We start from the raw sequence: 23467 nt of genomic DNA on the forward strand, positions 1-23467 counted from the left end.
TGCTTTGACGGGATTCGACGGAAAGCTCGCCTGTCCGCTCGCCGTTGCTATTCCTCAAGTGTCGAGATGACTTTCGATGGTCTTTGCAGCTCCGAGGCGGCTGCTGTTGCCGCGGCATCGGCGGGACCGCCGGAAACATGAACGGTCGGTGTTGCAAACTGGATGCCTTTTTCCGCGAATGTCTTTTTGAGCATGGCGAGCGCCTTTCGGCGAACGCCGAACTGTTCGCCGGGTTTCGTCATGAACTTCAGCCGAATCTGCACACCGTAGTCCGCCATCTGCTCAATCCCTTGCATTTTCAAGGGCTCGATGATGTTAGGCCCGAGTTCAGCATCCTCCAGAAGCTCAACGCCGATGCGCTTGATGGTCTTGCGGACCTCCTCAAGATCGCTGTCATAGTTCAGGGTGAGCGTAATGATGTCGATGACCCAGTCGCGGCTCAGATTTTGCACCGCGCCCAGTTCGCCGAAGGGAACGATGGTGACCGGACCGCGGTGATGGCGCAAGCGGATCGATCGCAGCGAGAAACCTTCGACCGTCCCTTTATATTTCGCCGCCTGGATATATTCGCCGATGCGAAAGGCATCGTCGAACAGATAGAAGACGCCGGAGATGATGTCCTTGACGAGTGTTTGGGCACCGAAGCCGACGGCTATGCCGACGACACCGGCGCCCGCCAGCAGCGGTCCGATCTGAATGCCAACGGCATCCAGGATCATCAGGAAGCCGACAGCTCCGATCGCCAGGAACAGTACATTGCGAAGAATGGGAAGGAGGGTATTCAACCGCTGACGCCGGCGCGCGTCGGGTCCCTCCTGATGTCCCGCCTGCACGCCTCGCGACGCCATCGCCATCTGACTGTCGATCAACGTGCTTGCGAGCTTCCAGATAACGTCGGTCACCAGCAGCACGATAACAATGCGGATTCCGGCGCGGATCAAACGCGTGGTCACCGTTTCGGCAGCGGCAAGGTCACTGAGATTGACATTCCATGCGCGGGCAATGAGCAGCGCAGCGACCACGATGAGACCGTTCCGTAGCGTTTGCATGATGACAACGGACCATCCGACGATGGCCGGATCCTCGACCGCCTGCCCCTCACCGGATTGAATAATGCGACGAATGATATCATGAGCCACCGAAACGGTAAGCGGCAGAAGCGTGATGATGATCACCGTCCAGAATGCACCGCGGAGCCCGGATACCCATAACAGCCACGATAGCAGGATGCTCGCGCTGAAGCCGACACAGACCAGCCGGCTCACGGGCGGCCCGTCAGAACGAAAGTGCCGCAACCAGATCATGACGATCAAAGCGATTGAAACGACACCAAGCCATGCTGCGGTAAAGAGGTCGGCCAAGATGGGTGAAGCCCGGATCGTCCCGATCACTTCGATGGTGGCCCAGCCAGCCGCCAGCACTGCGACGATTCCAAGGAGCCAGTAGTACCAGAACCAGGCAAGCGAGGTGACAAGCGTCAGAAGCCGCATATGCGGCAGACGGGCGCCTGGCGCGATCACAATACGGCCGACAAGCACGCCAAGGCGCACCATGAGCGCGGCTGATAGCAGGATGAGCGCGATATCGCGAAACACGGCAGGCCATGGAAAGAGGATAAACGCGCCGAGGCTTCCGATCAGGTAACCGACCAAGGCGAGAAGACCCATTGAAAGCCGGGCGGCGTGGAGCTTGATCCGTTGCCGGACGGTGTCGGCAGGCGCGTTCAGCACAAAATGGAGCAGCCCTCGCCCTGACCACCAGGCAAGGCGCTGCGCAACGAACCCGCCTGCGACGAAGAGTATGACCGCCAAGATCAGGCCGACAGGTTCGATACGATCATCCGTTTGGAAGACCCGGATCGCCGACTGGATCTGCCCGGGAAGAGTCGGAACGGCATCGACGAGTGTGAGCAACCTCTGGCGCAAATCCTGTAGTGACGTGGCAATCGAAGTCGGTGCCGCCTCTTGCGAGACTGCTACCGGCTGCGCCGGTTCCTGATTGCCGGGGACGATCCGATTGACCAGCGCTCGTCCGGAATCATCATTCGGCAATTCGATAATAACCCGGATCGGCGCCGAGAAATTGGTCGGCTCAGCCGCCGAGGCGGGGTTTGCGCTCGCCAGCAGAAGCGTTGAAAATACCAGCGTCAGGAATGCGCACACTCTGCGGCGGGGATGGCGGTCGTCGATGATGCGCATGTAGCCGTGGTCCCTGAGACGTTGTCGTCACTTTTGCCGGGTTGGTCGAAACTTCGGACTTTGTGAAGCGTTGCACGACCAACGTCAATCGACGAACCCGTCTGGGGGACGCAGACTGCGAATCAAAGGCCAGGCTGCTTTAAGACCGCAAGCTTCTGAAACCCTCCCTGATCTCCTGACAGAAGAGTTCTGGCTCCTCCCAGGCGGCGAAGTGACCGCCCTTGGAAGTGCGATTGTAGTAGATGAGCTTCGGATAGGCTTTCGACAGCCAATGCCTTGGCGGCTTGTAGACCTCTCCGGGAAACACTGTGACGGCGACCGGGACTTTGACGGCTGCGAGCGCCGCGCCCGACATGACGTTTTCCCAATAGATGCGGCCACTCGAGGGGCCGGTATTCGTCAGCCAGTACAGTGTGATGTTGTCGAGGATGGCATCCTTGCCAAGAGCCTGTTCGGGATCGCCGCGTGTATACACCCAGTCGGCGATCTTGTCGTAAAGCCAGGCGGCGAGGCCAACCGGAGAATCCGCAATGCCGTAACCGATCGTTTCAGGCCGCGTGCTCATGATCGCTGCGTAGCCGAAGCCGTTATTGAGGAAGTCCCGAGCCTCGTCGAAGACGACCTTTTCATCCTGAGATAAGTTATCAGGAGCCGGCCCTCCATTTTTGAGAGCCTGCGCTGCGTCCGACGGGAAAGTCGTAGCACGCTCGACCCTGTTGACGTGGATCGCGAGTAGCCCATCGGGCGCCTGGCGACCCAAGGCGTCGCTGATGATCGCGCCCCAGTCGCCGCCTTGCGAGACATAACGGTCATAGTTCAGTCGCTTCATCAGCACGTCCCAGGCAGCCGCTATCCGCTGGGGGTTCCAACCTGTTGCCGGAGGTTTCCCGGAGAAACCGAATCCTGGAATCGAAGGGATCACCAGATGGAAGGCGTCCTCCGCCCTGCCGCCATGCGCCATCGGATCCGTGAGCGGCCCGATGACATTAAGCAGCTCGAAGACCGAACCTGGCCAGCCGTGAGTCATGATCAGCGGCAGCGCGTTTTCATGACGGGAGCGGACATGGATGAAATGGATGTCCAGTCCATCGATATTGGTCAGAAACTGCGGAAAACTGTTCAGCCTGCTCTCTGCCTTCCGCCAGTCATGGGACGACTGCCAGTAGCGCACCAGCTCCTTCAGTCTCTCGGGCTGGACGCCCTGCGAACGATCCATGACGGTTTCACCGTCGGGCCAGCGGGTCTCGGCAAGACGCCGCCTGAGGTCCGCGAGTGCCGCATCGGAGACCTCAACTTTGAACGGTCGGATCTCCCCGGACGCGGCGGCGACGACATCAGCGGCTTCGGACGTGCGTGGAAAGAGAGCGGCTGATATGCCGGCCGCCGCACTCCCCAACAGCAGCGAGCGGCGCGATAGATCACTGTGTTTCAAAGAGTTCAGCAGTGCCATGATACGTGTCCTTTCATGACATTGAGGGTCAACGGACCGGTTCGATAAGGGGCACGTCCTTGGTGACCACATAGGTCGCGCTGTCTGCTTTGGATAATGTCAGTCATATCAGCTCTTCCTTATATTATAGCGGCAGACGCTCTGCCTTCCCCAAACGCCAACGAGCTGCCTCAAATCGGCGGCTGCTGGATATTTGGGCGAGTCGACGGCCGGCCGGCACCTCGGGAAAGTGAGAGTCACCCTCTCGTTCAGATGTCAGCCTTGGGCAGCCGGGTTGCAGCTGCCGCCGCCGAGAGGGTTCCTCTCACTTTCTCCGGCTACCGCGGGCTGACGCCATGCTCAATTATTTGTGGAGACGGCCGGCTTTTGGGCTTTGGCTGACGGCCGTTCAGAAAGGACATCCTATGTCTAAGGACAAAATCGTAAATGCTGCATCCGTCGCAGCAACTCCGTCTTCCCACACGGCTGAAGCCTTCGCTTCCGCTTCCGGAGAAGCCGCGCAAGACGCCATCGAGTTCATCGAGATCGACGAGGTCCTCACGCTGAGGAGGATGGTTGTCCGCGCCCCCGCTCCAAAAGGCACCGTGCTTTTCCTGCATGGATTTCCGGAAACGCTGACGGTGTGGAAGGACATCGCGACAACGCTTGCTCACGACTACGGCGTCCACGCCTTCGATTGGCCGGGCTACGGGCAATCGTCGCGCCCGGCCTTCGAGCGGTTTTCCTATGCGCCGAGGGCGTACGCCCAGGTGTTGAAGGCCTATATCGAACGGGCAGGCATCGACCGGTCGAAGCTCGTGATCTACGCGACTGACATCGGTGCCCTCCCCGTCCTGCTGCTTGCTCTCGACGAGCCGACGATCGCCAGGCAGATCATCGTCGGAGACTTCGCGCCGTTCGACCGGCCGCAATACATGTGGGAGAATTTGCAGAACCTCAAAGCCGAGCCCACCGCTTCGCCGACCCGGGTCTACATGAACAAGACGAGCGACGAGATCCTGCGGAACGTGCACAGGCGCGGCCTCTCGCCCGCTGAGCAATTCGATCTGCCGGCTGACGTCCAGCAGGACATGATCCGTTCGTGGAGCCTTGACGGGATGACTTCAGCGGATGCCTTCACCCTCTACTATGCGAATTTCACCCGCGATCAGCACCATCTCGAGGCCAACCTCACCCGGCTGAAGACGCCCGTGAAGGTGATCTGGGGCGAGAAGGACATCTACATTGCAAGGGAAATGGGCATCGAGTTCGCCGGCAAGATCGGTGCAAAAGTCGACGTCCTGCCCGGAATCGGCCATTTCCCGCACCTTCAGAACCCGGAACAAACAGTTGAAGAGATTCGCGCATCATTCAGATAATGTTTGATTATCCTCGTTTAAATATCGCAACCGCAGCCGCGGCAATGCCCAGTCGACGAAAGCCCGTACCTTCAAGGCGAGAAGCCCCTGGCGCGCGTAGACAATATGAATGGGCTGTGGCGTGCCGTCGAAATCGCGAAGGATGGGGACGAGCGCGCCAGACGCCAATTCCTCAGGAACCTGATAGTCGAATAGCCGCGCGATCCCCGCCCCGCCGACGGCGGCATCAACACAGTTTGCCGCGGTATTCACCTCCAGCCGGTTGCGGGGCACAGCCTCCATCGGCGTGCCGTCGACGTCGAAGGTCCAGAAGAATGTCCGCTTGTTGAAGATGATCCCGTCGCGATCGATGAGGTCGCCGGGACGCTCTGGCATGCCATGCCGCTTGAGATAGGCAGGACTCGCGCAGGTCAGCAGGCGGAATTCGCCGACCTTGACGGCATGGAGCGAGCTGTCGGCGAGGTCGCCGAGACGGATCGCTATATCCACCTGCTCGGACACGAGATCGACCGTGCGGTCGAGCGACAGAAGGTTCAGCGATACCTCGGGATATTTGTCCATAAAGCTCAGAGCAACGGGCAGGACGTATCGCCTCCCGTATTCGATCGGCATCGTGATCGTCAGCACGCCTCTGGGCGTCTGGTATTCCCCGGACGCCCTTCGCTCGGCCTCATCGAGATCCGCCATGATCTTTCGGGCGGCGTCGACATAGTCGCGCCCGGCATCGGTGAGCTGAAGATTGCGGCTGGTGCGGACGATGAGGTTTGTCCCAAGATGTCGTTCAAGTTCGGCCACCTTGCGACTAACGCTGGGTAAGGGCGCGTTGAGCTTCCTGCTGCCAGCAGAGATGCTTCCGGCGTCGACGACGGCCAGCAACATGCGCATCGCTTCGAGACGATCCATCGTACACCGCCAATAAGATATCGCTTCTGTTCAGCCCAGCTTAAGGCTCGGCTCTAGAACAGGATGATTTTAGGCCGGGTCGGCCTCAAATCTGAATCCTGTGCTACATTATATAGTTAGAGCATGATGTCGTCCGAAAACCGCTCACACTTTTCGGCATCATGCTCTAGTCAAGCAGCTTGCGTATGGCCATGATCCCTTTTGCAGCATCCGACCAGGATTGACGCCAGATCAACACGCCGACGCTGAGGATGGTCGCAACTGCGAACGGGATTGGCCCGATGAACCAGAAGGCGGCTGCGACGGTGAAGTAGTAAGATCGAACGCCGACGCTGAACGATCGAAGAGCGGGGTTCAAAACCAGGGTCAGGGCGTTCGTCCAACTGACGATGTCCCTGTCTTCATCGCGGGACGGGCTCGCCCCGATCGCCGCCAGGCAGTAGTTGATCTGCCGGACCGCCCATATGAAATCGGATAGTCCCCGCAGCAGCGTCGCCATGACCAACAGGACCTTGCACTGGAAAAACCACGCGGGGTCCTGAGCCGCAAACATCGCAATCAGGCCACCCGATCCATAATTCGGTTCCATGAACAGCGCGCCGCTCAGCCCGACGATGACAATGAGATTGGCGGAGCCGAAGAAGGATGCCGAATTGATCGTGTGCCCGAGGATCGCGGCGTCGCCGATGAAGTTATTGTCTCGCGTCAGGACCTCCCGCATCCAGGCCGCGCGAACGCGCACCATATCAACGGAAAGGCTGTCGTTCCTTCTCGGCCACCCCGCTGCCATCAAAGGCTCGACCGCCACCCAGACGAGAAGGAAGAAAACGATCGCCGCGACATTCAGAAAATCCATGATGCCCCCGAACTGAAACTGGATTTTCTGAACAGTACTTCGAGCTAACGGCAGCTCCAAGCGTCTATCGCCGCCCTGCCCTTCAGTTCATCAGCCTATGTTCGGGTGTTCAAAGTCCGCTCCCGGACCGCCGCGAGGTAACGGGACATCGTCACAGCCCGAAGCCGAATTTGCTCGATCGCCTGCTGCGGCGTCACGGCCAGGAAACCGACGTGGTCGCGTGGGCGGAGCTGGACGAAAGCGTCCAGATCCGAATCCACCACCGTGGCGATCTTGGGATAGCCTCCGGTCGTCTGGTGATCGGCCAGCAGAATAGTGGCGACGCCGTCTCCGGCGACCTGCACCGAACCCCGCACGATCGCTTCCGACGGCATGTCCAGCGCCGCACTTGGCGCAAGCGACGGACCTTGGAGGCGTACTCCCATGCGGTCATAGGCGTCGCTCAGGCGGAAAGGCGACGAAAGGAAATTCGACAAGGTTTCTTTCGAGAAGAACCGGTCCTGCGGACCGACCACCACACGCAGCTCGGATCGTGGTCTTGCGATGACCGGACATGTGATCGGACCATTTCGATCATCTCGCACGTCCGGATCGGCGAGAGTGACCGTCTGACCGGCTGCAAGGCGCCCGCCGCCGAGGCCGGAAAGACTGTGAGTCGACATGCTGCCCAGCCAGGTCTTGGCCTCGATATGACCGGCGAAGGCCAGATACGTCCAGCTTCCCCAATGTCCCGGGCGGATCGCCAGCCGCTCCCCGGCCCTCAAGGTGGCGACCATCCATGCGCCGCGCTTGTCGCCGGCGTGCTCTACGATGAAGCCTCCTCCGGCGACGGCAAACGTAACTTCCCCCGACAGGCAGTCGAGAACCAGGCCGCCCATGGAGACTTCGATTGCCGGCTGACCGGCAGGATTGCCGATGGCGGCGTTGGCGGCTGCAAACGAGGTCCTGTCCATCGGACCGGAGGCCGGAACGCCATACCGCATCAATCCGTGACGTCCTTCGTCCTGGACCGCAACGTGAGGACCCGCGAAGTTGATTGCAAGGACGGCTTCGCTCATGCGGGGCACCTCGCGTCGAATTCGGCCCTCGATATGCGGCGGAAACGCACCGCGTCGCCGACGTCGAAAAGGAACGGACGGTCGTTGGAAGCGGCGTCGAGGATCTTCGTCGGCGAGCGGCCGATGATCCACCAGCCGGTCGGCATGGTGAGCGTGCTCACCAGGCATTGCGGACCGGCGATCAGCACGCTTCCGGCGGCGATGCCGCGAACAGGCGCCGGCTTCCTCGGCTGCTGAATGGCTTTGGGCACGCCTGCAAGGTAGGCATATCCCGGAGCGAAGCCGTACATGAAGACGCTATAGTCGCCAGAGAGATGGGCGGATATAACGTCTTCCGGTGATAATCCGCTTGCCTGGGCGACGGCGGCCAGATCGGGCGCAAGATCAGCATCGTAGCAGACTTCGACTTCGCGCATCGCTCCAATCGTCTCTGGAACCTCAGCTCCCAGAAGCTCAGCAATGGCCGCCTCCGTCGTCTGGTGATCGGCCACGAGCGGATCGAAGCATACGAGAATGCTGGCATAGGCCGGGACGGCTTCGACGAATCCTGGAAAAGGTGCCGCCTTCAAGGCGGCATCCAACTTGACGACCTGATCGTGGATCCGTTTATCGATGGTCGTGCCGAGTTCGACGAGCACCGCGTGCCCGCCCACCGGGCGGTAGTTCGGAACGCTGCCGGACGATGCGGACGGGTCCTGTGACAAATCAGTCGGCGCCTTCGATCAGAATGAAGTCCGCATCCGTGGCGCCTGCCCGAAGCGCCTTGGCTTCCGGATCGGTGACGGGGGCGATAAGATAGCCTTTGGCCATCACCTGTTTTCCTTTGTCGGTTGGAGGAATGGTGCCACCTCGATGCCTGCCTTTTGCAGTTCCCTGCGCACGTGGACGGCCATGGCGAGCGCTCCCGGGCTGTCCCCATGAACGCAGATCGAGTGCGCATCGAGAGGGATCGGAACGCCGTCGACGGTCGGCATGAGGCCGCTGGACAGGTATCCGATCAATCTTGCTGCCGCCTCCGCGGGATCATCGATCATCGCTCCCGGCAAGTTGCGCGGAACGAGCCGACCCGTGGAGAGGTAGCCGCGGTCGGCAAAAATCTCGCTGAAGACGGTTATCCCGGCATCGCGCGCCGCATGCTCCAGCTCTGTCCCGGAGATCGCCAGTATGGCAAGTTCCGGCGAGACTGCTCGGGTTGCACGGATGATGGCATCGGCGACCGGCCGTTCGTCGGCCGCCCAATTGGCGAGTGCGCCGTGCGGCTTGATGTAGCGGATGCGGGCGCCCGCCAGAGCCGCAGCTCCCATCAGCGCCCCCGTCTGCGTCGCGACAAGCTGCTCCACCTCCCGGATGCTCAAGGGGATCAGGCGTCGTCCGAAGCCCTCGCGATCTGCAAAGCCCGGATGGGCCCCGGCGACGACACCCCGTTCGCTTGCCAGGGCAAGCGTCTCCACCATGGTCGCCGGATCTCCAGCATGGCCGCCACATGCGATGTTGGCACTGGTGACGACGTCAAGGATCGCCGTGTCGTCACCCATGCGCCAAGGTCCAAACGCCTCCCCCAGATCAGAATTGAGATCGATTTTCGTCATGATTTCCGTCAACCCTTCGCGCCGGTCTTGTCAGCTTCGTCGCATCCTGGAACGTCGAAGCCGAGGTGGAGCACACCTTCACCGTACGCGTCAAGAAAACGACGCTGCTGGCTGCGCGTGGCGAGCTTGTGTGGCGGTCTCGGGCCGCCTTTCGCGCGGGGCTTCGGTGGCAAGCTTACCATTCATCCGGCACAGATCGAACCCATCAAGCGTGGGTTCCTGCCAAGCGAGGAATCCTTAAATCGATTCCGATTTGAGGAATTATGCAGTAAGATCGGCGGCGAAATGGTCGAGCACGTCGTATTCTCTCAAGAGCCGGGGTGACGTGATCGACCGGCAGCATTGGCGCGCAGACTGGGGATGCGGAATGAACCTTGCCGACAGAGCTTTCGGAACGTCCGAATTTTCTCTTGCCGAAGAGCCTGGCATTTTCACTTGGGATTTGGCGAGCGACAAGGTTTATGCGGATTCGGCGCTGGCAAACCTCTTTGGGCTTGATCCGGAACAGACCCTCACGGGGCTGCCGGTCATACGATACCTCGACCGGATTCACCCGGACGACAAGCCATCTGTGGCCAAGGCGATTTCAGAATCGGTGATCACAGGAAATCCGTATCGCTGTGATTATCGGGTATTTGATCGAAGCGGGCAAATAGTAGCCGTGGCCGCCTTCGGTCGGTGTTTCAGGGATGAAGACGGAAACCCGTCGCAATATGCGGGCATCGTTTTCCCGACGAATAATCACGTCCAGCAGGACGAATTGTCCGCACACTGCAGTGCGGCACTGAAAATTGCGCGGTCATCCGGCCTGCAAACGACGGCCGATGCGCTTGAAGCGATTCTCAAAGAGCTTGCCAAGCCGATGCCTTCAGACACTGTGCAGGTTCATTGATTCCTTCCCAAGTGTTAGTTGTCGCATCAGACCTTCTGAGGCCGCTCTTCCCCTGGAAGTGATCGATGTTCCGGTCATCAGCAACGCGCCGCGCACTGCAGTCAGTGGCAAAGGACAGTGGGCATTTCGAGGCGGGTCAACAGGGACCGTGTGACCCCTCCCAAAATGAATTCGCGCAGCCTCGAATGACCGAACGCGCCGGCGACGAGCAAATCTGCCTTGCGTTCCAGGGCTGCGCCTTGAATGACGCTGGCTAGCGAGTTTCCCTTCGCTTGCACGGCTGCGATATCGACCGCAAGACCAGCCTTACGGAGCGCAGCCGCAAGGTGATTTCGGCTGCGCTCGTCAATCTGCTTATCATCGGTGACGGAAATCAGGACGACACGCGAGACCCGTTCAAGCAAGAACCTGGCACCCGCCAGTGCCCGCGCGACAGTGGCTCCTCCATCCCAGGCGACGGCAATAGCATCGATCCGGCCGCAGAAATTATCCGGGGGAAAAAGCAGGAGCGGTCTACCGCTTTCAAACAGCACGCTCTCGATCAGCGGCCTCATCAGCACAGATGCTTCCAAAATGGAAAGATCATATGCGCGCGACAGCTCGGCAAGAGTTTGTGCGACAAACGGCTCCCTCGCATCGAATGGCTGGATCTCGACCTCGACCTCAGCTTTCTTCGCATAATCACGGAGCGTCTGCCCGAGAACGGTTCCGTTGTCTTTACTCAAGCGCTCCGCCTCCGCACGCATTTTGTCTACGTCAAGGAGTGATGGAAATCGCGGCTGAAAGGGTTCGATCCTGACCAGCGGTATACTTGCCGTCAAACCGGCCTTCTGGTGAAGGGAAACATCGACAGCGTTCTGAAGGAGCGAGAACGAGCTTGCGTCTGGATAGGTGGCCAGCGGTAAATGGAATTGCGCTTTCACGGCTGATCTCCTCCCGATGATTGGAGCTATCATAGCGCAGACTTGTCTGCCGCGCTTTGACGAAGATCAAGGTCGCTCCCCCGCGAAAGCGCGAGCGTGATAGTGAATGTCCTCATCAGGAAGGAAGCGGAATTCGCTGGGCGAAGCGGCAAAGATCTGTGCTAAGCGATGAAGTGCGAAGCGCGATTGAATGTCAGCACTTTGCGGAGCAGCGTACGGATGAACAGCAATGGCATATACGGCGCAGCTGCCTTCGATGAATCGGCCGGCGCGTCTGGACCCATCGGATGATGACATCATTGGTGACGACAGAAGCATTCCAGCGCCTCAGCCTGGCGCTTGCAATCGGCATTCTCGTCGGCATTGAGCGCGGCTGGCAGGATCGTGAGGCTGCGCCGGGCAAAAGAGTAGCCGGTATCCGCACCTATGGCCTGTCAAGTTTCCTCGGCGGCTTCTGCGGTTTCCTGCAGCCTGTGACAGGGCCGATTCTGCCGACAGCTATCTTTATATTCTTTTGCATCACGGTTCTCCTCTTCAGCCGCATGCAGGCGGCACAAGAAGAGGATTACAGCGCCACCGGCACCATCGCGGCCCTGGCGGTCTTTGCGCTGGGCTTTGGCGCGGTCGTGGCGGATATGACGGTAACGGCCGCAAGCGCTGTGGCAATAACGGCCCTTCTTGCAGCGCGGGAGCCGTTGCATGGATTTCTTCGCCAATTGACCTGGCTAGAACTCAGGGCCGCCCTGATCCTGCTGACGATGACCATCGTCATCCTCCCTATCCTTCCCAACGAACCGATTGATCCTTGGCAGACAATCAATCCTTTCGAGCTTTGGATGATGACAATCCTGGTGGCAGCCGTTTCCTTTGCCGGTTATATCCTCATCAAGCTGAGCGGCGCCCGTGCCGGAATACTGCTGACCGGGGCCAGTGGCGGCATCGTTTCCTCGACGGCCTTGACGCTTTCCTTCGCCCGTCAGTCGAAGCAGATGGCTGCCCTCTCGCCACTCCTCTCAGCGGGAGCAATGCTGGCGGGAGCCGTTTCTCTCGCCCGCGTGCTTTTGATTTGCGGCGTCATTGCACCAGCTGTTTTCAGGGAGCTTGCTCCATTACTGGCTCCGGCTGCTGCCACCCTCGCCATAGCGGGCGGCTTCGCCGCATTGCTGCAACGCCCGGATGACAGCACCGATTTTTCACCCCGAAACCCGCTCGAGGTGATGGTCGTGCTGCGCTTCGCACTCCTTCTCGCGGTCGTGACAGTCCTGACGCGAATGACCTTGATCGTCTTTGGAACTCAGTCGCTGATCGCCCTTTCATTCATCACAGGACTGGGCGATCTCGATGCGATAACGCTTGCCGTGGCGAAACTGTCATCCATCCAGGTGCCTGCAGACGCCGCCGCTCGCGCCATAGCGGTCGCCGCTTTCGCCAATCTTCTTGCGAAAGCCGTTCTTGCAGCGAGTATGGGGAGTATCGCCTATGCGGTTCGTTTCGCGATCGCTGGCGGCGTCGCGACCTTGGCCGGAATTGCCGGCTTGGTTTTGACATGAGCGTTTGTTGACATATCGATCACCGGCTCCAATGACGTTCGTCCACTCAATCGGTGCCTGGAACGATATTCCTCCGCACCAGGCAGCCATCATTAACGATCGTCACCGCGGTCTCGCCTCGGAGAGATGACCGGCAAATCCCGCAAGCAGCACGCCGAGCGGAAGACGCCGAACCAGTCTGGCTGCAATGAAGGTTGCGCCGATCGCCGCGGCAAGTTTCAGCCAGGGATAGTCGCCGAGCTGGACATGGGCGCTGGCATCGACCGATGTGGCTTTGGCTTTCAACGCCGCCTCGGCGTCCTCGCGCAGCATGCCTATGCGGGCATTCAGCAGCCTGACCTCATGCTGCAGGGCGTTCAGGCTCTCGTCGGCCTTCTCACGCGCCGTCTGTTCAGCGGCGTCGGCAAAGGGCGGATCACCTTCCGCGATCAGTTCGTCGGGATCTGGCGGAAGGCCGTGGCGGTTGATGGATGATTGCATGGACGTATCCTCGAATAGGTGAGCGAGAGGAAATGAGGCCCGGCATTGCGGCCGGGCCTCATGATATCAGTGGTCGCGCCGGAAACCCTGGCTCTGGTGAGATCCGCCTTGCGATTGCGACTGGCTTTGCGATTGCCGATCGGCATCGTCCGATGGCTCGGAGCTAATGCCGGGCAAGGTATAGGCACGCACCTTGGCGCTTCCATGCGTGGTGTCGCGCATTGCCACCGGGCGCCCATCGTCGAATGCGCTCTCGGACACGGCGAGATCGTCGGACGATTTGCCGCCCGAGGGTTGGCCGGCAAACCCGGTATTGGATGCGCCTTGCTGCCTGTCCTCCAACGACCAGAGATCTGCCCGCTCATCCATGTCGATGCTGCCCTCGTCGTCCAGAATATCGTGGACGGTCTCATACAGCGCATCATCGATATCATTGACCTGGAGGAGGAAGCCGCCTCGCCGCAGCCCTTCTGCGTAGACCGCGCGATCCTCGTCGGGGAAAAAGAAGTCTGCCAGCGCGTCGAAGAAGCCGCTGCGGTCGTCGCTCATCGCGCCGGCATTTTTTCCGTCCGCCTCATATCCAGGCATCAGCCTTATTCTCGCAACCGGCACGCCCGCGTCTTCAAGACGGGAGACGGCGGATTCGGCCTCCGATCGGTTGTCGAAGAATGCAGCAAGGCTGCTGCCGCCTGTCGGGCCTGAGAAGGCCGGGTTGGTATCGTTGTAAATGCTGCCCATGGGACTCTCCTCTCGATGTCTGGATCCAGCCCGCCAATCCGAAGTTTGGCCGAAGTCTGGTTTCCTGACTTGAAGAACCGGTGGCCGAGTTGAATGTTCCAAGGGAATGGCGATGCTCCGCCGTATCGCCTGCTGTTTCATCGCCGCCTGACATTTCGGCGCGCGGAGTCGCAAATTGCGCCGCTCGCGAAATCCCTCAGCGGTTGACGGAAAACCTCCGAGACGCTAGCACGGCTTTGACGCATTGGGGATAATTCACATGGACATCTTTACCGCGGCCGGTCTGACGGCTTTGCTGCAGGTCATTGCTATCGACCTCGTTCTCGCCGGCGACAATGCCGTGGTTATTGGTCTTGCCGCTGCCGGCCTCGAGGCCACGCAACGCCGCAAGGCGATCATCGTCGGCATTGTGGCCGCGACCGTTCTGCGCATTCTCTTTGCCAGCGTTGCGGTCTATCTGCTGGCAATCGTCGGCCTGCTGCTGGCCGGCGGCCTGCTGCTGCTCTGGGTTTGCTGGAAGATGTGGCGCGAGCTTCGCGCCGGCCATGGCGAGAACCACGAAGCCGGAGGTGCAGAGAGCGCGCCGAAAAAGACTTTCTTCCAGGCGGCGACCCAGATCGTCATCGCCGACGTTTCGATGTCGCTCGATAACGTTCTGGCCGTTGCCGGTGCCGCGCGCGAACATCCGAGCGTGCTGGTCATCGGCCTTGCCCTGTCGATCGCGCTGATGGGCATAGCCGCTAACCTGATCGCCCGGTTGCTCACCAACCATCGCTGGATCGCCTATGTCGGCCTGCTGATCATCCTCTATGTCTCGCTCGATATGATCCACCGCGGCGCCGTCGAGGTTCTGCCCTACATGCAGTGACCCTGCATGTAGTGACCGGGCATGCAGTAACGGGGCTCAAGCCTCTATCCTGACCTCGGTCTCGAAGCTCATCTGGTCATACGCCGGCACCACATAGTCCGGCGTCTCAGCCATCACCACGTCGTAATCGAGCGGCGTGTGCATATGGGTGAGGATCGCCTGTTTCGGCTTCAGCCGGCCGATCCAGTCGAGCGACTGTTCCAGCGACAGATGGCTCGGATGATAGGTATATTGCAACGCGTCGATGATCAGCATGTCGAGATTTTGTAGCTTCTCGACGGTCTGCGGCGGGAAGTCGCTGATATCGCTGCAATAAGCCACATCGCCGATCCGGAAGCCGAGCGAGTGGATGTCGCCATGCTGCTGGATATGCGGATGGAAGGCGATCGTTCCGCCGGGACCATGGACTTCGACGGGTTCATCGAGGTTTTCAATGACGATCGGCAGCACGATCGGCGGATAATTGCTGCCCGGCGGCGTTTCCAGGCAATAGCCGAAGGCTTCCCGCAACCTGTCCATCGTAAATTGGTCGGCAAAGATCGGCACCCGGCGGCGAGTATTGTGAAAATAGCCGCGCAGATCGTCGATGCCGTGAATATGATCGGCATGCGGATGGCTGTAGAGCACGGCGTCGACATGGTCGGCCCCTGCCCTGATCATCTGCTCGCGGAAATCCGGCCCGGTGTCGATGACGACGGTGGTCACGCCACCATCCGGTGCGAATTGCTGCACCATGAAGGCTGCGCGCGTGCGCCGGTTCTTCGGATTGTCGGGATTGCAGGCGCCCCAGTCGCCGGTGATGCGCGGCACGCCCGGTGACGACGAACAGCCGAGAATGGTGAAACGCCGCCGGTAGAGCACGCCTCTAGATCCTCGGCATCTTCGAGAACAGCCGGAAAGCGTTCTCCGTCGTGATCCGCGCCACCTCTTCGTAGGAAAGGCCGATCGTATCGGCGAGCACCTCTGCCGTGTTGACGACGTAGGACGGCTCGTTGCGCTTGCCGCGCCAGCGCTTCGGCGCCAGATAGGGCGCGTCTGTTTCCACAAGCAGCCGCTCATGCGGGATCGTCCTGGCGATCTCGCGCAGCTCTTCCGACTTCGGGAAGGTCAGGATACCCGAGAAGGAGATGTAGCCGCCGAGCGCAACACCGGTCTTGGCAAGCTCCGGGCCTGCCGAGAAGCAATGCAGGATGAAGGGGAAGGCCCCATTCCCGCTTTCCTCTGTCAGTATGTCAGCCATGTCCTCGTCGGCACTGCGGCTGTGGATGACGAGCGGCAGCTGGGTCTCGCGCGCCGCCGCAATATGCCGACGAAAGCCGGTCTGCTGATCCTCAGGCTTCTGCGTGTCGTAGAAATAATCGAGACCGGCCTCGCCAATCGCCACCACCTTCTCATGGGCATTGGCGAGACGCACCAGCTCTTCTGTCTGGATATCCAGCTCTTCGTCGGCATTGTTCGGATGCGTGCCGACCGAGCAGAATACCGAGGGATACTTCTCTGTGATGGCAAGCAGCGTCTCGAGCTTGCGCACCCGCGTCGAGATCGTCACCATCTGCGCCACGCCGGCCTGATGCGCACGCGAGACGATCTCGTCCCGCTCCGCCTCGAAGTCGGCGAAATCAAGATGGCAATGCGTGTCGATCAGCACGGCCTCAAGCCTCCGGAGCCACGTAGCGCGGGAAGACCGGCGTCGGCGCTTCGAGCGCCGTTCCGGCAACCAGACGGCCGGCTTCGCCGAGGGCAGCAAAATCGCGCTTGTCTGAAGGTGCCGCGACCAGATCGAGCAGCTTGCCGGATGATTCCGGCATGAAGGGCTGCAGCAGGATGGCAATCTGGCGCACGACTTCGGCGGTCACATAGAGCACCGTGCCCATCCGCTCCGGATCGGTCTTCTTCAGCGCCCACGGCGCCTGGCCGGCGAAATAACGGTCGGTCTCGGAAACGACTGAAATGATCGAGGCGAGCGCCCGGTGGATCTGCTGCTTGCCCATATCCTCGCGGGTCGAGGCATGCAGAGCGTCAACCTGTGCCAGCATCGCCTTGTCTTCGTCGCTGAGCGCCCCGCATTCCGGGATCTTGCCGTCGCAATTCTTGACGATCATCGACAGCGAGCGGCTGGCGAGATTGCCGATGCCGTTGGCGAGGTCGGAGTTGATGCGGGTGCCGATCGCCTCTTCGCTATAGCTGCCGTCCTGGCCGAAGGAGACTTCGCGCAGGAAGAAGTAGCGCACCTGGTCGAGGCCGAAATGGTTCACCAGATTGACCGGATCGACGACGTTGCCGAGCGACTTCGACATCTTCTCGCCCTTGTTGAGCAGAAAGCCGTGGGCAAAGACCCGCTTCGGCAGCGGCAGCTTCGCCGACATCAGGAAGGCCGGCCAGTAGACGGCGTGGAAGCGGATGATGTCCTTGCCGATGATGTGCACGTCGGCCGGCCAGTATTTCGCCCGCGGGCCGTTCCTGTCCTCGATATAGCCTGTTGCGGTGATGTAGTTGGTCAGCGCGTCGACCCAGACATACATGACGTGCGCGGGATCGTTCGGCACCTTGATGCCCCAGTCGAAGGTCGTGCGCGAGACCGAGAGGTCCTTGAGGCCCGACTTGACGAAGGAGATCACCTCATTGCGGCGCTCGGCCGGACCGATGAAATCAGGATTCGCCTCATAATGCGCAAGCAGCTTCTCCTGGTATTCGGAGAGCTTGAAGAAATAGCTTGCCTCTTCCACCCACTCAACCGGCGTGCCCTGCGGCCCGTAGCGTACGCCGTCGGCGCGCAGCTCCGTCTCGTTTTCCTGGTAATAGGCCTCGTCGCGCACCGAATACCAGCCGGCATAGCTGTCCTTGTAGATGTCGCCATTGTCGGCCATCAGCTTCCAGATGTTCCGCGACGTCTCGTGATGACGCTCCTGCGTAGTGCGGATGAAATCATCATTCGAGGCGTTGAGCAGCGTAGCCATCGCCAGGAATTCGCCGGAGTTGCGGTCGGCGAGCGCCTGCGCGGTGATCCCCTCGCCGCGTGCCGTCTGCTGCATCTTCTGGCCGTGTTCGTCGGTGCCGGTCAGGAAGAAGACATCCTTGCCATCCAGGCGTTGATAACGCGCCATCGCATCGGTCGCGATCAGCTCATAGGCATGGCCGATATGCGGCTTACCGTTAGGGTAGGAAATCGCGGTGGTGATGTAGAAGGGTGTCTTGTCTGTCATGGCGGCCAATGTCCGGCTAACTCTATAAAAATGGTCAGCCGCTCTTAGCGCATGTCACCGTCAAGCGAAACCTCAACTTTTCCGGCTGTCGATGATTTCCGGGACGATAGGGCCGTGAACTTGACTCGGCTTCTCGCCCAATCTACCCGTCTTGGGAAAGAGGGCGGGACAAGAACCAAGTGCTAGTTGTCATCTACCGGATTTGTCGTGGCCCCGCGCCGTCGGGGGCGCTTGCTTGACATTCGAGCCGCTCTATTCGCTTTCCGGCCTGTTCGTCGGCGCCCTCGTCGGCATTACCGGCGTCGGCGGCGGTTCGCTGATGACGCCCCTGCTGGTGCTGCTCTTCGGCGTCCATCCCGCCACCGCCGTCGGCACCGATCTTCTCTATGCGGCGATCACCAAGACGGCAGGTACCGCCGTTCACGGCATGCATGGGCGCGTCAACTGGAAGATCGTCGGCGGCCTCGCAGCCGGCAGCCTGCCGGCCGCCCTGCTGATGCTGTGGCTGCTGGCCGGCGTCGATCGCAAAAGCATCGGCGTGACCAATACAATCACCACCGCGCTCGGCTGGCTTCTCGTCATGACCGCAATCATGCTGGTCTTCCGTGGCCCGATCCTTGAACTGGCGCGCCGCGCCATCGGCGAGCGAACGCCGCCGAAGCCGACGACCATCCTCGCCCTCACCGTCATTCTTGGGTTCGTTCTCGGCGTCCTCGTCACCTTGACCTCGGTCGGCGCCGGCGCGCTGGGTGTGACGATCCTGTTGGTCCTCTATCCCAGGCTCGATGTGCGCGAAATCGTCGGTTCCGATATCGTCCATGCGGTACCGCTGACCTTGATCGGCGGCACCGGCTATTGGCTGATCGGCGAGATCGACTGGCCGATGCTGCTTGCCCTGCTGATCGGCTCTATCCCCGGCATCATCATTGGAAGCCTTCTGGCGCCGAAGCTGCACGAACGCACCATCCGCATCGTCCTTGCTGCCACGCTTGCCGTTGTCGCATTGAAGCTGCTGACCGGCTGATCAGGGAATGATGCCGAATAGTGTCAGCGGTGACGCGCTTTAAAGGCCTGGCTGCTTGATATCGGTGAGAATGCTGATGATCGTCTGCTTGCGGTCGAGGTTGTAGCCATCGGAAACGGTAAGCCGTTCGGTGATCTCGGAATAGAGCCGCGCCAGCCGCTCCGCAGCAGTGATCTGCCCCTCGCCCGCTGCCGCGCGCGCCCGGTTCATGATGTCATCGCCGACATGGCTGACGAAGAAATCGAAAATCGTATCGCTTTCCCTCCCCGAGAGCGCGTCGGCCAGCCGATGCATTGCCTTGCGTGCTGTCGGTCCCTCGGCGGAAAGCATCTCGTCATAGGCGGCGATGATCTCGCCGCCGCCGTAGTTCAGGAGTTTCAGCGCCTCGCCGACGCTGCCCTTGGCGGCCGAAAGCACCGCCCCGCCTTCGCCTGATATGCCGAGATGGGCAAGGGCCGCGACGAGTTCATCGTCGGCAAGCGGCGCCAGCTTCAGCGGCAGGCAGCGCGAGCGGATTGTCGGCAGCAGCCGTCCCGGCGCATGCGAGAGCACCAGGAACAGCGCCCGCTTCGGCGGTTCTTCCAGGATCTTCAGGATGGCGTTGGCCGCATTGCGGTTCATGTCGTCGGCCGGATCGATGATGACGATCCGCCAGTTGCCGGTGCCGGATGTCTGCGAGAAGAACTTGCCGGCGCGGCGCACCTCGTCGACAGTTATCGCCGATTTCACCTTGCCGGTCTTTTCGTCCACCGGCCGGGCAAGGTGCAGGAGATTGTGCGAGGCGCCCGACGCGATCTGCCGGCTGACGGGAGAGGCGGGATCCGGATCGCCGATCGTCTCCGGCGCTGTCTCGGGATCGGGATGCGAGAGCACGTGATTGGCGAAGCGGAAGGCGAGCGTCGCTTTGCCGATGCCCTCCGGCCCCTCGATCAGGATGGCGTGATGGCCCTTGCCGGAACGGTAGGACTGCGCGAGGAAGGCTTCCGCCTCCTTATGGCCGAACAACCTGGTATTTTCCCCCGGCCAGATGGCGCCGTCGAGCAGTCCGGGCCTTTCCTCACTCATACTGGGCCTCACTCATGATGTGCGGCTTCCGGCATTCGGGCACGGCCGGCGGGCGATAGCAGCTGTTTGACTATCGCCAGGATCTCGGCGCCGATCGTCTCTTCCGTCTGCATGGCGTTGACCACGTGGCAGCGCTCAGGCTCGCGAGCGGCGATATCGAGAAAGGCCTCGCGCCGCTTCTCGTGCGTTTCCAGCCGCTCCTTCTCGAAGCGATCGGGAGCATCGGCCGCTGCGCGCTTCTGCGCCCGCTCCAGCCCGACCTTAGCGGGGATGTCGAGGATCACAGTGCAATCCGGCATGACGCCGTTGATGGCGATGCGCTGCAGTGTCTCGATGAAATCGGGCTCGAGATTGCCGGTGACGCCCTGGTAGACGCGGGAGGAATCCATGAAGCGGTCGCAGAGCACGACTTTGCCTGATGCAAGGGCCGGCCGGATCACCTCTTCGACATGGTCGTTGCGGGCCGCGGCAAAGAGAATCGCCTCCATCCGCGTGCCGAAGGCTTCGGCAGCCCCCGACAACAGCACATGGCGCACGGCTTCGGCGCCCGGCGATCCGCCTGGTTCGCGCGTCACCAGCACGTCGTGACCTTCGCCCTTCAGTGCCTCGGCGAGGCGGCGGATCTGCGTGGATTTCCCAGCGCCTTCCCCGCCTTCAAACGTAACGAACAATCCCGTACCGGATGACAATGACAACTTCCCGCATTCCAGGCGCCGCACGCGCCCTGCTCCTTCTATCTATCCGAAGATATCAGGGAGGAAAACCTTTCGACGCGGCGACATATTCACCTTTCCCGGCAAATTGCATGAAAGGACCGGGCTTTCAGCCGGGCGCGGACTTGTCCCAGAGCCAGGAGAAGAACAGCGATTCGCCGAGTTCCAGCATGGCGTCGACCGCCCGGCTGCTGAGCGAGCCCTCGCCGACCGCCTGCACGGTATAGAGCGGCACTTCCCTGAGCAGCCGGCTGCCGGCGAAAATCCTGAGCGTGCCCGCCTGGGTATCCGGCTTGACCGGCGCCGTCAGCGGCCAGCGATAGATGATGCGCGCCGACAACCGGTCGGGATTGCTGATCGGAATATAGACGCTGACCGGCGCCTTGGCGACGAGATCGACGGTGCGCGCCGTGCCGCCATAGACGCTGGCGGCCCCGATCACTTCCTTCTCACCGAAGATCTGCCGGTTTTCGAAAGCCGTCAGTCCCCATTCGAGCACCCGCTTGGCCTCCTCCGTCCGCTCCTTGTCGGAAGCGATGCCGGCAAGCGCCAGAAAGAGCCGCCGCCCGTCGCGCTCAACCGAAGCGACGATCGAATACCCCTCGCCTTCTGTAAAGCCGGTCGCCAGCCCATCGGCGCCGAGATCGAGCCCGAGCAGCGGGTTGCGGTTGCGCTGGAAGATCTTGTTCCACTCAAAATCCGGCTGCACGAAATAGGGATAGAGGTTCGGATAGGTCTGCTGCAGGGCAGCGGCAAGCGTCACCATCTCGCGCGCCGTCACCTTGCTCTTGCCGTCGGGAAGGCCGGTGGAATTGCCGAACTCTGCCTCCTCCATGCCGAGCTCGCGGGCGCGGCGCGTCATCGAAACGGCAAATTGCTGTTCGCTTCCGGCCATGCCTTCGGCGAGGATGATGCAGCTGTCATTGGCGCCCTGGATGGCGACGCCCCTAATCAGGTCCTCGACGCGCACGCGCGATTTCAAGCTGGCAAACATCGTTGCCGTCCGCGACGGCGCGCCGCCCGTCCGCCAGGCGTATTCGGAAACGGGATATTCGGTATCGAGCGTGATCTGGCCCTTTGTCACCGCCTCGAAAACGAGATCCATCGTCATCAGCTTGGCAAGCGAAGCCGGCGAAAAGCCCTGGTCCTCGTTCTTGGCGAGAAGCACCGTACCGGTGGCAGCCTCGATCATATAGGCCTGCGCCGCCTTGGTGGCGAAACCGGCGGCACCGCCATCGGCTGCAAACGCGCCGGTGGCGAGCGGCATCAGGCATGCAAGCAGGCGAAGCGCAGGCTTCAGCATCGCAATTTCCATTTATGGAGCGGCGTATGTTGGGAGGTTAGAGCGAGGGGGAATCCGATGCAATGCCATGCTCAGCGCGCGGCGGATTTGGCCTGATGACGCTTGGCCGCGGCAAGGATCGAATCCTGCGTCAGCCCGTCATTGCGCACCATCACCGCATCGAAGGCGAGATCGACGGTCACCGTCTTCACCTCTTCGTTCTGGTAGCCGAGCGCCAGCGAATTCTGAGGCCGCTCATAGGGCATCGGACCGATCTCCGGCAGCACGATCATCTGGTCCATGGCCTGCGCGCCATTGTTGAAGGACGGCGCTGATGGCGCGACCAGAACATGGGCAGCCGGTGCGGGAGCGGGTGCTGCGTTGTAACGTGCGCTCGGCGTCGAGCCGGCATAGGAGGTTGCCGACATCGGCACCGGCACGTTGGACGGCGTCTCGTAGTCTTCCGAACTCTGCAGCTGGTCTCGGGTGATCTTGCGGCTGTTGGAGGCGACCATCACGCCGGTTGCAATCTGCCCTTCCGGATTGACGCCGGGAATGCGGCTGCCCTTCGGCGAATAGGAGGCCATCAGATAGGGCATGTCGTGGCCGTCCATGCGGGCGCGGCCGACATACTGCACGCGCACCTTGCCGGTGCCGCTGTGCTGCAGGTCGAGCATGTCAGCAGTCTTGTTGGAAAGGTCGATGATGCGGCCTTCGTGATAGGGGCCGCGATCGTTGACGCGCACGATGACGGAGGAACCACTTTCGAGATTGGTGACCCGCGCATAGCTCGGCAGCGGGAAGGTCGGATGCGCGGCGGAAAGATGCATCTGATCGTAGACTTCGCCGTTCGCCGTCAGGCGCCCGTGAAAGGCCGAACCATACCAGGAGGCGACGCCGACCTTGTTATAGGCGAAGTCTTCCTTCGGGTAATACCACCTGCCCTTCACCTCGTAGGGGTTGCCGACGATGTAGCGGCCGCCGCCCTTGGGGATATTGTTGCCGGTGGCGACCCGGGGGCTGGCCTTCACGCCATATTCGGATTCGGAGAAATATTCTTTGCCGTGGGATTTTTTCTTCGGCACTGCCTGTGTCGTGCCGCAGGCCGCAACCGTTGCACACATCGCCGAGATCGCCAGCCACCGTGCTGTCGTTGCGAAAGACGCCGCCCCGTATTCCAGTTTCATGTGCCCCACGCCGCTCAAAGATCGTTATGGTTAAGGAAGCCTGCCCCATCCTGGGGCAATACCGCCTTATTCCCGCCCGCCTAACGAGGCTTTAATCTTGTTAAGTTCGTGGCAATTTTACGAACGATTT

At 61.0% G+C, this 23467-nt stretch carries 22 protein-coding genes; 5 read left to right on the plus strand and 17 right to left on the minus strand.

Annotation, left to right across the window (positions count from 1 at the left end; translation table 11 throughout):
• Positions 1-47 precede the first annotated feature (47 nt).
• Together ELH03_RS09770 and ELH03_RS09775 are read right to left on the minus strand one after the other, a co-directional pair.
• The gene (locus ELH03_RS09770; RefSeq protein WP_128404336.1) at positions 48-2198 is read right to left on the minus strand and encodes a mechanosensitive ion channel domain-containing protein; all 2151 of its coding nucleotides are present in this window, start codon (positions 2196-2198) and stop codon (positions 48-50) included.
• A 139-nt stretch (positions 2199-2337) separates the two neighbouring features.
• Complete coding sequence (locus ELH03_RS09775) at positions 2338-3648, minus strand: epoxide hydrolase family protein (RefSeq protein WP_128404335.1); 1311 nt, start codon at positions 3646-3648, stop codon at positions 2338-2340.
• Between the two features lie 404 nt (positions 3649-4052).
• Between ELH03_RS09775 and ELH03_RS09780 the strand changes: the two genes are divergently transcribed.
• Positions 4053-5006, plus strand: coding sequence for an alpha/beta fold hydrolase (locus tag ELH03_RS09780; protein ID WP_130658894.1), 954 nt, complete (start codon positions 4053-4055; stop codon positions 5004-5006).
• Here ELH03_RS09780 and ELH03_RS09785 read toward each other — a convergent pair.
• The 5 genes from ELH03_RS09785 to ELH03_RS09805 form a co-directional block, all read right to left on the minus strand.
• Entirely contained in the window at positions 4995-5909 is a 915-nt protein-coding gene (locus tag ELH03_RS09785) for a LysR family transcriptional regulator (RefSeq protein WP_128404333.1), read from the minus strand. The genes ELH03_RS09780 and ELH03_RS09785 overlap by 12 nt on opposite strands.
• Positions 5910-6075: 166 nt before the next feature.
• Positions 6076-6765 (minus strand): DUF599 domain-containing protein, encoded by a 690-nt coding sequence (locus ELH03_RS09790; RefSeq protein ID WP_128404332.1) that lies wholly within the window; start codon positions 6763-6765, stop codon positions 6076-6078.
• Between the two features lie 95 nt (positions 6766-6860).
• Complete coding sequence (locus ELH03_RS09795) at positions 6861-7832, minus strand: 5-oxoprolinase subunit C family protein (RefSeq protein ID WP_128404331.1); 972 nt, start codon at positions 7830-7832, stop codon at positions 6861-6863.
• Complete coding sequence (locus tag ELH03_RS09800) at positions 7820-8527, minus strand: 5-oxoprolinase subunit B family protein (RefSeq protein ID WP_197727736.1); 708 nt, start codon at positions 8525-8527, stop codon at positions 7820-7822. Before ELH03_RS09800 ends, ELH03_RS09795 begins: the two co-directional genes overlap by 13 nt.
• 105 nt (positions 8528-8632) lie before the next feature.
• Positions 8633-9412, minus strand: a complete 780-nt coding sequence (locus tag ELH03_RS09805) for a LamB/YcsF family protein (protein WP_128404330.1) — start codon at positions 9410-9412, stop codon at positions 8633-8635.
• A 367-nt stretch (positions 9413-9779) separates the two neighbouring features.
• On the opposite strand from ELH03_RS09805, the gene ELH03_RS09815 reads away from it, so the two are divergent.
• A complete protein-coding gene (locus ELH03_RS09815; RefSeq protein ID WP_128404329.1) occupies positions 9780-10304 on the plus strand; it encodes a PAS domain-containing protein in 525 nt (174 codons plus the stop codon).
• Positions 10305-10405: 101 nt separating this feature from the next.
• On the opposite strand, the gene ELH03_RS09820 is transcribed toward ELH03_RS09815, so the two are convergent.
• Positions 10406-11227, minus strand: a complete 822-nt coding sequence (locus ELH03_RS09820) for a universal stress protein (RefSeq protein WP_128404328.1) — start codon at positions 11225-11227, stop codon at positions 10406-10408.
• A gap of 287 nt (positions 11228-11514) precedes the next feature.
• Here ELH03_RS09820 and ELH03_RS09825 point away from each other — a divergent pair, with 287 nt between their 5' ends.
• Positions 11515-12777 (plus strand): MgtC/SapB family protein, encoded by a 1263-nt coding sequence (locus ELH03_RS09825; protein WP_128404327.1) that lies wholly within the window; start codon positions 11515-11517, stop codon positions 12775-12777.
• Between the two features lie 102 nt (positions 12778-12879).
• Here the strand turns inward: ELH03_RS09825 and ELH03_RS09830 are convergent, their stop codons facing one another.
• A complete protein-coding gene (locus ELH03_RS09830; RefSeq protein ID WP_018242059.1) occupies positions 12880-13257 on the minus strand; it encodes a hypothetical protein in 378 nt (125 codons plus the stop codon).
• A gap of 66 nt (positions 13258-13323) precedes the next feature.
• Entirely contained in the window at positions 13324-13995 is a 672-nt protein-coding gene (locus tag ELH03_RS09835; RefSeq protein WP_128404326.1) for a hypothetical protein, read from the minus strand.
• A 259-nt stretch (positions 13996-14254) separates the two neighbouring features.
• Here ELH03_RS09835 and ELH03_RS09840 point away from each other — a divergent pair, with 259 nt between their 5' ends.
• Positions 14255-14863, plus strand: coding sequence for a TerC family protein (locus ELH03_RS09840; protein ID WP_128404325.1), 609 nt, complete (start codon positions 14255-14257; stop codon positions 14861-14863).
• Positions 14864-14899: 36 nt separating this feature from the next.
• Here ELH03_RS09840 and ELH03_RS09845 read toward each other — a convergent pair whose 3' ends face one another.
• From ELH03_RS09845 to metG, 3 genes are read right to left on the minus strand one after another with little or no spacing between them, the layout of a single operon-like run.
• A complete protein-coding gene (locus ELH03_RS09845; RefSeq protein ID WP_128404324.1) occupies positions 14900-15724 on the minus strand; it encodes an MBL fold metallo-hydrolase in 825 nt (274 codons plus the stop codon).
• 4 nt (positions 15725-15728) lie between these two features.
• Entirely contained in the window at positions 15729-16511 is a 783-nt protein-coding gene (locus tag ELH03_RS09850) for a TatD family hydrolase (protein ID WP_128404323.1), read from the minus strand.
• Positions 16512-16515: 4 nt separating this feature from the next.
• Positions 16516-18066 carry a methionine--tRNA ligase gene (metG, locus tag ELH03_RS09855; protein WP_128404322.1) on the minus strand — a complete coding sequence of 517 codons (1551 nt, stop codon included), beginning with the start codon at positions 18064-18066 and terminating at the stop codon, positions 16516-16518.
• Between the two features lie 235 nt (positions 18067-18301).
• Between metG and ELH03_RS09860 the strand changes: the two genes are divergently transcribed.
• Positions 18302-19090 (plus strand): sulfite exporter TauE/SafE family protein, encoded by a 789-nt coding sequence (locus tag ELH03_RS09860; protein ID WP_128404321.1) that lies wholly within the window; start codon positions 18302-18304, stop codon positions 19088-19090.
• 39 nt (positions 19091-19129) lie between these two features.
• Here ELH03_RS09860 and ELH03_RS09865 read toward each other — a convergent pair whose 3' ends face one another.
• The 4 genes from ELH03_RS09865 to ELH03_RS09880 all read right to left on the minus strand — a co-directional run bounded on the left by ELH03_RS09865 (position 19130) and on the right by ELH03_RS09880 (position 23337).
• A complete protein-coding gene (locus ELH03_RS09865; RefSeq protein ID WP_128404320.1) occupies positions 19130-20155 on the minus strand; it encodes a DNA polymerase III subunit delta' in 1026 nt (341 codons plus the stop codon).
• 8 nt (positions 20156-20163) lie between these two features.
• Positions 20164-20844, minus strand: a complete 681-nt coding sequence (gene tmk, locus ELH03_RS09870; protein WP_128404319.1) for a dTMP kinase — start codon at positions 20842-20844, stop codon at positions 20164-20166.
• Positions 20845-20977: 133 nt separating this feature from the next.
• On the minus strand, positions 20978-22171 hold the full coding sequence (locus ELH03_RS09875) for a D-alanyl-D-alanine carboxypeptidase family protein (RefSeq protein WP_130766261.1): 1194 nt from the start codon (positions 22169-22171) through the stop codon (positions 20978-20980).
• A 71-nt stretch (positions 22172-22242) separates the two neighbouring features.
• A complete protein-coding gene (locus tag ELH03_RS09880; RefSeq protein ID WP_130766262.1) occupies positions 22243-23337 on the minus strand; it encodes a septal ring lytic transglycosylase RlpA family protein in 1095 nt (364 codons plus the stop codon).
• Positions 23338-23467 lie beyond the last annotated feature (130 nt).

The organism is Rhizobium beringeri (genome assembly GCF_004306515.1).
Classification (GTDB): domain Bacteria; phylum Pseudomonadota; class Alphaproteobacteria; order Rhizobiales; family Rhizobiaceae; genus Rhizobium; species Rhizobium beringeri.